This window comes from Moorena sp., assembly GCF_982860115.1.
Map to the genome: position 1 here is coordinate 1 of NZ_CEYLVT010000260.1, position 9,637 is coordinate 9,637.

9 protein-coding genes are annotated in these 9,637 nt (G+C 43.7%); 3 read left to right on the forward strand and 6 right to left on the reverse strand.

Going from position 1 to position 9,637, the window contains the following annotated elements; genetic code table 11:
• Positions 1 to 177: 177 nt before the first annotated feature.
• The 4 genes from AC4II3_RS28300 to psbQ all read right to left on the reverse strand — a co-directional run bounded on the left by AC4II3_RS28300 (position 178) and on the right by psbQ (position 3,881).
• Positions 178 to 1,008, reverse strand: coding sequence for a biotin--[acetyl-CoA-carboxylase] ligase (locus AC4II3_RS28300; protein WP_488011445.1), 831 nt, complete (start codon positions 1,006 to 1,008; stop codon positions 178 to 180).
• Between the two features lie 29 nt (positions 1,009 to 1,037).
• The gene (locus AC4II3_RS28305; protein ID WP_488011447.1) at positions 1,038 to 1,754 is read right to left on the reverse strand and encodes a hypothetical protein; all 717 of its coding nucleotides are present in this window, start codon (positions 1,752 to 1,754) and stop codon (positions 1,038 to 1,040) included.
• Between the two features lie 184 nt (positions 1,755 to 1,938).
• The gene (locus tag AC4II3_RS28310) at positions 1,939 to 3,075 is read right to left on the reverse strand and encodes an NAD(P)/FAD-dependent oxidoreductase (protein WP_488011449.1); all 1,137 of its coding nucleotides are present in this window, start codon (positions 3,073 to 3,075) and stop codon (positions 1,939 to 1,941) included.
• A gap of 356 nt (positions 3,076 to 3,431) precedes the next feature.
• Complete coding sequence (gene psbQ, locus AC4II3_RS28315; protein WP_488011451.1) at positions 3,432 to 3,881, reverse strand: photosystem II protein PsbQ; 450 nt, start codon at positions 3,879 to 3,881, stop codon at positions 3,432 to 3,434.
• A gap of 640 nt (positions 3,882 to 4,521) precedes the next feature.
• Here psbQ and AC4II3_RS28320 point away from each other — a divergent pair.
• Together AC4II3_RS28320 and AC4II3_RS28325 are read left to right on the forward strand one after the other, a co-directional pair.
• A complete protein-coding gene (locus AC4II3_RS28320; RefSeq protein WP_488011453.1) occupies positions 4,522 to 5,061 on the forward strand; it encodes a PEP-CTERM sorting domain-containing protein in 540 nt (179 codons plus the stop codon).
• 153 nt (positions 5,062 to 5,214) lie between these two features.
• A complete protein-coding gene (locus AC4II3_RS28325; protein WP_488011455.1) occupies positions 5,215 to 5,370 on the forward strand; it encodes a zinc ribbon domain-containing protein in 156 nt (51 codons plus the stop codon).
• A 21-nt stretch (positions 5,371 to 5,391) separates the two neighbouring features.
• Here AC4II3_RS28325 and AC4II3_RS28330 read toward each other — a convergent pair whose 3' ends face one another.
• Positions 5,392 to 6,237 (reverse strand): alpha/beta fold hydrolase, encoded by an 846-nt coding sequence (locus AC4II3_RS28330; protein ID WP_488011457.1) that lies wholly within the window; start codon positions 6,235 to 6,237, stop codon positions 5,392 to 5,394.
• A gap of 439 nt (positions 6,238 to 6,676) precedes the next feature.
• Between AC4II3_RS28330 and AC4II3_RS28335 the strand changes: the two genes are divergently transcribed.
• A complete protein-coding gene (locus tag AC4II3_RS28335; RefSeq protein ID WP_488011459.1) occupies positions 6,677 to 7,105 on the forward strand; it encodes a Tery_1686 family protein in 429 nt (142 codons plus the stop codon).
• Between the two features lie 153 nt (positions 7,106 to 7,258).
• On the opposite strand, the gene cobJ is transcribed toward AC4II3_RS28335, so the two are convergent.
• A complete protein-coding gene (cobJ, locus tag AC4II3_RS28340) occupies positions 7,259 to 9,175 on the reverse strand; it encodes a precorrin-3B C(17)-methyltransferase (RefSeq protein WP_488011461.1) in 1,917 nt (638 codons plus the stop codon).
• Between the last annotated feature and the right edge of the window lie 462 nt (positions 9,176 to 9,637).

Genomic DNA, 9,637 nt, shown 5'->3' on the forward strand with positions numbered 1-9,637 from the left:
CAGGTGCGACCCAAGGGCGCGAGGGATTGCTCGCGCCCTTGGAGGCGCGCACCTAATCTTAAAATCATTCCATTATTAAGCAACGCCATAATTGCTGTTTTGTTGATTAGCTAATTAACCTTGATCGCTGTTTCTTGATGGTTAACCTTTAACATTTACCCTTAACCGTAAGAGTTCTCAACAACTACGATAGCCAAGACTGATTGTACCGGGCTTGAGCAAAATTTCTTTTGGGGTCGGAGTATGGTGTAGATGCACTCGTAGTTCGCCCCTAGGGGTTACCCCTGTTATGATGCCTGGATTTCCTTCTACCATGACCTGGCTTCCTTGATAATTGAATAGCGCTAGATATCGTGGTAGCAAACTATTCATTCCTTCCTCTGACCAAAGTTGATATCCGGACAGTAGTCCTTGTAAAACAATGGCAGCCAGCATTTCTATAGACGTCACAGTGGGAGAGGGCTCGGGTTGCCAAAATGAGCGCAAATTGATGCCAGATTCCGGGACGTCATTGCTCCAGTTAATTCCGACACCCACGACGGCTTTGGTAATTTGACCCTGTTGGACACGAGTTTGTGTTAGAATACCTCCGAGTTTGCGTCCCTTAAGCAGTAGGTCATTGGGCCACTTCACAGACACTGGTATGGCATAAGTTCTCAAAGCTGTAGCAATTCCCCAAGCACTACACATGGTTAGCTGGGCGCTGTCCAATGCCTGTAACTTGGGAGCTAAAGCTAAGGATAAATAGAGTCCACCTTTTTGAGATTGCCATTGTCGTCCCCACTGTCCCCGCCCTGCTGTCTGTTGCCCAGCAATAACCATGGTGGGAACTGTTGCTCCTTGGTTGAGCAATTCCCAAAGGGTTTGGTTGGTGGATGGGAGAGTGTCAAAGACCTGTAGGGGAATTGGTGGGAATTGCCCCATGCCTGGGGAGTTGAGGGGCAACTGTTCCCTTACTGCTTCTAGAGCAATTTCAAACGCTTGTTGATTAAATGAGCTTTCATTCATTTAACTGATAAGCTCACGTAAATGATTGTCTAGGGGGAAGGACATTTATCTCTGCAATAGACTTCTAGGGATTTAATTGTCGCTGAGTCGCGATAGTTCTGGGTTTGGTTATATTCTTTCAACGGTGAGGCATAAATGCCAGAAAACTGATTATTAGTATCATTGACGTTTACTCCGATGCGGAAGGCTATATCTTCTGATAGGTTGTCAAAATTGACGTATTCCCTCGACTCACTGGCATAGTTAAAGGACAAGGTAGCGTCACCGTAGGCTTCCTCAGCTAGTTTGATGGGTGTGCCAGGGCCAACACCTTTGCTGGTGCGATAGTTAGGATTTGTGGTGAATAACGCTTCCATTACGCTTGAATTCCCCATAGGTGTTCCCATCGGGTAAAGAATATAGTATTGGGGTTGTCCTGATTGGACAACTGCGATCGCATCGAAACCAACAATAAACGGTGACTTCACCTCAAATTTTGCTTTATCCCCTAGGGATTGTTTCAGCTGTCCCAAGGTCATTCCCAACTTAGCTGGTCCAATTCCTTTACCAGAGATAGTAAAGGCAACTGATGCCGGAGGGGACAGTTTGGCTGTGGGCTTTGAACTGCCAGATTTAGATGTGTCCTCTAACTTAGGCGGGGTTGGCATCGGTTGGGAAACCGGTTTTGTATTAGATGATGGAGTAGGCGACGGGCTACAGCTCATCAGCACCATCAGCAAACTCGTGATTAACCATCGAGATTTCATCAAAAATTCACGGCTGGATACTCCCCTGACACCCCATTGGGGTTAAACGTGAGAGGTTGCGCCGCGCCTCCTACAAAGATCAGTTCGTGAACATTTAACCTATATATTTTAATTGATCGGTGTTTTTTGACGATTGACGGTTAACTGTGAAATGTCTTGATTAACTCTCAAGAAAAACAACTACCTATTTTCCTGACTCAATAACTTCTTTCAGAATTAGTTGTGCCGTAGCCGGAGCGAGGAGTACACCATTGCGATAATGACCTGTTGCTAGCCAAACATTATTGTAACCAGGCAGTTGATCAATGACAGGGGCAGGTCGTCCTTCTGGACGAGGGCGTAACCCGTACCATGTGTGGATAATCTCTGCTGTGGCTAGAGCAGGGCAATATGCGATCGCATTCTGTCTGACCACCTCCAGTAACCGTGGTTGTGCTTCCACATTACCTGCATCATCGGGAAACTCAACCGTTGCGCCCACCCAGTAGTCTTGCTTACCTACTGGCAAAATATGAACATCATCACGAGTAATCACCGGCTGAAAATCTTCATATCCCATGGGCTGAGGCAGCCGCAATTTTAAGGCTTGTCCCAGTACTGGTTTGAGACTCACAGGCAGATCTTGACTAACTTCCTGGTTTAGTGGTTGGAGCATCTTAATCAGCCCAGATGAACCTAACCCAGCAGCCACTACTAGCCAATCTATCTCTAGGGTTCCAGCATCCGTATAGATTTGGGAGCAATTGAGAGAATTGTTGAGCTCGGAACCTATAGATTCAAATGCTTTAATTGTGATTCCAAAATTAAACCTAACCCCATTGGCCTCAGCACCAGCCACTAATACTTGGGTTAGGATAGTTGGATCAATTTGTAGGTCTTGGGGAGAATAGATTCCAGCAATAAATTTATCTTGACTTAGCTGAGGACAACGATGCTTGACTTGGGGAACATCCCAAATTTCTAATGGCCAACCTTGGGTGAGGCGAGTTTGTACTAGTTTTTCCCAAGACGCCAAGTCCTCTCCAGGCAAACACAGCTTTAAGATACCGTTGCGATTGACTGGAATCTGGTATCCCGTGAGTGCCTCTAATTCAGGAATCAGGGTCTGATAGCGCTGGATACTGGCTTGGCGCAGCTCCCACGCCCTACCCTTGACTTTCTTACTAATGGCACCCATCAGTACCCCTAAAGCAGCACCAGTAGAGCCTTGTGCTGGCATATGCTGGTCGAGGACAGTGATACTTAGCCCATTTACCCGACTAAGTTCATATGCGATCGCTGCTCCAACGATACCGCATCCAATAATAGCGACTTTACTCACAATTTTATCGATTATGAAGTATTAATTATGAAGTATTAATTATGAAGTATTAATTATGGTTATGGATAACGCATTTAGTCAATCTGAATTGGCATGGTACTGAGTTAAGATTCCTGATACTCGTGCCTAGTTAGGCTACATAAACTAAAGCTGCGTAACTAGCCTAGGAAACATTGATTTTATCTTTATTCCCCAAAGAGCGAATTTGGTTTTTGTAGCCCTAGGATATAAGCCTTCAAGGTCTAAAGCACGAGCCATTTACTATCAGTGAGCCACCAATAACCCCATTTCACAGGTTACACTTCACAAGTCATACTTCACAGCTTAAACTTCATCATTCATACTTCATTAACTTTTTAACTAGTGGGAATTAATTCCAAAAAGTCATCAAAGTTTTTCAAAGCTGCTTCGTAGTTTTTGAGTGCCAGCTGGGAGTTGCGCTCTACAGAAGCTTCGTCAATTTTCACCAAAGATTTCAACAATACTTCAGCCGCTTCCTTGGCTGCTTTCTGGTCTTTGGGAAGGAGTTGACCACTCAGATAGTTACTGCTGCGCCCTAGATCTCCTAACGGACCATGGATAAATGAACTAATATCTACCCAGTTTTCGTCTTGAATGTTGGCTTCGAGAACTGGCATTTTCTCGCGAAGCTCAAGCACTCTAGTAGCACTTGTCTGGATTTGGGCAATTTTTTCAGGGGTGTAGGTAGGAGCCTTGGTGGCACTTGGGCTACCACAGCTGACCAAAAAGGTCATCACCATTGCCAGAATCACAGTCAGAATAGACCGATAACTTCTCATCATCATTGTTTGTTCGCTAGCCAACCGATCGGGAAAACGAATTAAGGTTCGTCAAGTACTATAACCTAATATTGGTCACATCAAACGCAAAGTTTAATACTCAATATGGCAGCTTGACCACTGATTGTGTCAAAGCTTACCCATCCAAGCACTACTTTCAGCAAGATCTTGCTTGGTGAAATACTAATCAAATCACGATCTGCTCAGGTAGACGCTGCTGGGAGCATGTCAACTTTATAATTAGGACTATATTCAGGAAGATACTCTAACTCTAAATTAATATTCGGCAGTTTTTATTATAGTTTTTATTATCTGCTTTTTTGTGTAAACTTGCATTGTATAAAATCATGATTATTTTAGGTTTTTTTTAAAGCAAAATGTTCTTTTTTGTTTACCGCTTATACTCATTTATTAACTAGTTATTAATAAATGGGGTTTTTTAAATGAAATAAGTAATTTTACTCGATTCCTCCATCTTAAATTTTATTTTAGGCATGAGTGTTGTCACTATTGCTATTGCTAGTCAATCTTTTTATAGTAATAGAAAAGCAAGTAATTATTTTGCCATAGTTTAGAAGCTACAGGGTGTTTAACAGGTTTTAAATCTACACAACCTACAAAAACTTGATCCCTTTCACAAAAAAACATGACTAACATTTTAAAAAAGTTATCTTTCGTTGCCACAAGTGCAGTTCTTGGCTTCACTGTCATTCATGCTAATCCTGTTAATGCAGCTTCCATGATTTATGATTTGGAAGTTAGTATAGATTCAGGTGTTTTAGCTGGTGAAACCTACTCTGGATTTTTTGAGTTTGATGATTCAGGATTAACGGGAATAGATGAAGAATTTTTATCAGTCTCCAATATCAGTTTTGACTTTGATGGTGTTAACTACACTGAAACTGATGGTTTATCTGATCCTGAAGTTGTATTTTTCAATGGTGATTTCTTAGGGTTGAGTTGGTCAGATGATCAATTCTTTTTTATAGAGGGTTTCTTTGACCCTAGTGAAGCTTTCTTTGCATACAATATTCCTCAAGGAGTTGGTGCAGGAGACATTGCATACACTTTACGTCCAGATACCCCAGCATCTACACCAGTATCTACACCTGAACCAACTGCTCTTTTTAGTTTGTTAGCTTTGGGTGCTACAGGTTGCAGTGGTGTTTTGAAAAAGAGAAAGTAAACATCGGTAGTTATAAACGGCTCTTCCGGCTTTGCGTTGATAAGGCAAGCTTATATCAGGTAATTCTGCCAGTTCCAGCCACGTTTATTTTCGATTTTGTGCCTTTTGATACGTTTTAAACCACAGATCCGGAAGAGCCATGGGCTTTCAAACGTGGGTGTTACAGGAGCACGAGTAGACCCACGTGGAACCAGCCAGACTTGTCCTGAGTGTCAGATCACAGTAAAGAAAGATTTGAGGGTTAGAGAACATAAATGTTCTGAATGCAGCTACACGACACATTTTGCTGCTGATCGCAACATCCTTTAATTGCCACCGATACTAAACAATTCAAGCTTTGCGTCGTAGAAACGGCACCAGGATTTCACTAATTTCCTTCGACCAATGCTCCTGAGGGTAATGTCCAGCTTCCTCCAGCTTCACTAATTCCTTATTCTTAAGCTGATTAGCAAATTGCTCAGCTTGCTCAACCGGAAGCCAAGGGTCTTTGAGTCCCCAAAAAATTAAGGTTGGCTTCTCCCAGTTGCGGAAACCTGATTCAATTTCTGCCATAGACTGGTTCATCTGGATATTCTTGATGGTCGCTACCAGAGAACGTCCAGGATCGGAACTTTTCAGAAAGGGCTTGCGATAGAGATCTAAATAGTTGTCTTCAATGCGATAGCGCGACCCCCCTTCCAGAGTTCGGTCAACTAACAAGGGGTCTTGGGTTAACATATCTCCGATGAATGGCCATCCCCATTGCTGCATCTTGCTGGGTAACTTGGCAGCCGAGGAGACAGGTGTATTTAGAATCACTAGACGCTCAATCTGGTCTGAGTGACGCAAGGCATATTGAAGTCCCACGGAGGCGAGAAAGCCTTGGACAACTAAGGAAAACCTTTCGATTTCCAGGTGTTTAAGGAAATCACCTAAGGCTTCAATAAAAGCATCTGGTGTGTAGGGAAAGTCAAGCCGATCCGGTTTTGCGGATAATCCAGAACCGAGCCAATCTGGTGCGATCGCATCGTACCCCACTTTAGCTAAATCTGGCATGATCTCACACCAGCAAAAACTCTGGGATGGTAAGCCATGAAGCAGTATTACTGGCACTCCTCTACTATCGCCAACTGCTTTAGCTTCCCGATAGAACCATTCCCAAGACCCGACTTCTATAGATTGTTCACTGATTGACACGGTTGTTTTGCCTTTACGCTGTTGCTTGTTGTGTGGCAATCTTCATCGATTGGTGAACAATACTTCCGTTGAAAATAGTTCGTCAGTCCTGAGTCCTGAGTTTTGAGTAAGAACTGTGATTGTTCACTTTTGAGATTGGATTGCTATACGAGCTTACCGCTGAGTGGGAACTTAGGCAACTTAGGAGGATGATTTATCAACAAGGGCACGCAAGTAGGGGACGTGGGTATCTGATTGGCCTTTCGGCCACGCTACGCGATTGACCTTTGGTCACGCTACGCGAACGCAAATGCTGCCATGTCAGAAGACCTGGTTCTGGTATTGATTAAATGTTTAACTTATACTACGAAAGTCTAAATTTTTATAAATAATTGGGTACATTTGTTTGAGGTTGTAATAAAAAGATACAAATTACGTTACTAGCAGTAGGAGATGAGGCGTGAACGCAGCTGAACAAGCAATCGGCTTAGAAGTCACCACCAAAATTGCGGCTGTTGTCAATTTGTTTAAGTCTGAATTCCCTGATGCCAAGGCTGACCTCAAGCCTTGGACCAATGACCCGGAAACCCGAGAACTCGTGGATCCTAACTCCATTGACATTGGCTTTCACTTCCCTGGCTGGAGTAGACGCTTCCAAAGTCGAAGTATTTTGTTACAGATTCGGTTTCATAAAGACCAGTTAGATCAATCTCATCGGCTGATTGGTTTGGAAGCGACCGCCTTTAACCATCAAGGAGAAGCTTGGCGACTTTCCACAGTGGAGCGTTGGCAAATTATCGGTAATTGTCAGCCATCAGCTGAAGTGGGGGAAAAGCTAAAACATTTCTGTCGTCAGGTGTTTGAGTTGTTTCGTTGTTTCTCTGATTGAATAGAAGTAGGGTGGGCATCCTGCACGCCCGAAAATGAAACAGGCAAGATGCCCGTTCCACAGGTGCGCTTTCCAGAAAACTCTGAAAATCATTCCATTATTAAGCAACGCCCTAAATTCTAAATTCTAAATTCTGCATTCTGACAAATAACCTCAAACCCGATATCCCCTTGGTGTAATCATCCAATCCTGATGAACATCAGTGCTTTGATTACCAATCAGCACCATAGTCAACATATCAATGGGTATTTCTAGCATTTTGTCAAGGGTTGTGAGAGTGATTTTTTCATCCTCTCGATAGGCGGAAACCACAATGGCTACAGGGGTATCAGGTTTACGATGCTTGAGAAAAATCCGTTGTGCGATCGCAATCTGTTCAGTCCGATTACGCGATCGCGGATTGTACAACGCAGTCACAAAATCTGCTGCGGCTGAGGCTTCTAGACGCTTTTCGATTACTGGCCAAGGGGTCAATAGGTCACTCAAACTAATGGCACAAAAATCATGCATCAGGGGTGCTCCCACACGAGAGGCAGCAGCTTGTAAGGCTGTAATACCAGGAAATACTTGCACCTGGGGTGTCTTACCATCCCAGCCCCTAGAGCGCAATTCTTCTAGGACTAACCCCGCCATACCATAGATACCGCAGTCACCAGAAGAAACCACTGCTACCGTTAATCCCCACTCAGCTAGTTCAATGGCACGTTTTGCTCGTTGGGTTTCTTGGGTAATCGGTAATGCTTCGATAATTTGTCCTGGACGTCGCAAGCTTGTAATTAAATTGATATAGAGGGAGTAACCAATCACAGCATCAGCGCTGGATATAGCCGTTTTAGCGGCTGGGGTTATTTGGTCAAGATTTCCCGGACCGATACCCACTAGCAACAGTTTCCCAATACGTCCAGTGTATTCTACTGGGGATTGAGCGATCGCTACAGTTACTGCTCCTACTTGATTCGCTGATTTGACTATTTGTTTGGGAACTAATAAAGGTTGTAAGTTAGTAGCTTGTAGGTTAGTCGCTTGTAGGTTAAAACCTCCAACCTTCAACTCTTTAGCGCTATACAGAGCTGCTGCTTCGGCAACGCTGGGAGTACCAACTTCTGCCGCCACCACGTCCGATGGGTTGGGTACAGTTACGGAACGGAGTACCTCAGCTGGGAAAGTGCGTAAGGGCCAATGGCGCTCTTCGCACAATTGCACTATACCGACTTCATCGGCTTTCAGGTCAATAGTCGCAATTCCTGCGATCGCATTTTCTGATAAACCATAACCCTCACAGGTCTGCCGAATCGCCATTTCAATCAACTGCTTCGATGTCCCTCGCTCACAGCCAATTCCCACCCACAGTACCCGTGGATACCACTGGACGTTTGGTAAATCCGATTCTGGGGAAAATTGCTGGTGGGTGGGACTAATCCAAATCCTGGCTTTGGGTGAGATAGACTCGGATTCAGTTGTAGCGCTATCCTCTGGAAATCCGAAATAGAAACGATGTCCATCTCTAAGATGAGCTTGCCAAAGAGTGGAACCAGCCTCTTGAATTACCTGTACTATTTCCCCACGGGCAACCACAGCACTTACTCTAGTCCAATCCCCTTCTCCTCGATACCAGCCAAAGGGAATACCTAAGACATCAACTCCAGGTAGACCTAAATCCGCTGCTGCTCCCGTTAAAATAGGCGTTGAGTCAAGTTGGGAAGCAATTAACCGTGTCAGTTGATCTGCCCCCCCTTGATGACCACTACACAAACTAATTACAAAACCTCCCCCTTGATCAACTACCACCACCGCTGGATCACTGGATTTATCCGTTAACAAAGGAGCAATTAAGCGCACCGCTGCTCCGGCTGCCAAACAAAACACCAAGGCACGGTGGTTTGGCCAGAGGGAGGCAATGTGGTCTTTGAGGGAACCGTTGTATACAGCAACCTGTTCTAGGGTGCTCAGAGAATTCGGTACCCAAAGGGTTGCACCAGTAGTTTGACAGAGGGGTTGCAGGATTTGAGCCCCAGTAGGAGTGGTAGCGATCGCAGCTAGGGGTTGGAAATTTTCAAAAACCGATGCCATCATGAAAGAAATAAACGTTAACTAGGGCAGATAAAGATACCCTGCTTTACTCTTAAAATAGACTATTTGCGCTTGCTGTTTATCGTTTTATCGATTACCAAACAAGCCTAAAAATACCCCAGTTACTAATAACTGATATACTGACTAACTTAGGGCATTTTTTATCAAAATTTTACAGTTAACTTCTTGATTGATAAATACAAAGTAACTAAAAATATGATCTAATCCTAATTTATTATTAATTACCTTCTGACTATTAAACCTGAATCATCTAGATGCCATTTTTAACTATATCATCAAAATCAATACTGATTTATGCTCACACCAAAAAATTATCATAGCGACTGCATCAAGACAAGGATTACAGTTTTTGAGATTACCAAAAATTACTATATAGTTGTTGATTAACTATTGCCTATTGCCTATTGCCTATTGCCTATTGCCTATTGCCTATTGCCTATT

Coding starts and splice junctions, on each gene's coding strand:
- AC4II3_RS28300 (WP_488011445.1), bottom strand. CDS start 1,008: ATGAATGAAAGCTCATTTAATCAACAAGCGTTTGAAATTGCTCTAGAA.
- AC4II3_RS28305 (WP_488011447.1), bottom strand. CDS start 1,754: ATGAAATCTCGATGGTTAATCACGAGTTTGCTGATGGTGCTGATGAGC.
- psbQ (WP_488011451.1), bottom strand. CDS start 3,881: ATGATGATGAGAAGTTATCGGTCTATTCTGACTGTGATTCTGGCAATG.
- AC4II3_RS28320 (WP_488011453.1), top strand. CDS start 4,522: ATGACTAACATTTTAAAAAAGTTATCTTTCGTTGCCACAAGTGCAGTT.
- cobJ (WP_488011461.1), bottom strand. CDS start 9,175: ATGGCATCGGTTTTTGAAAATTTCCAACCCCTAGCTGCGATCGCTACC.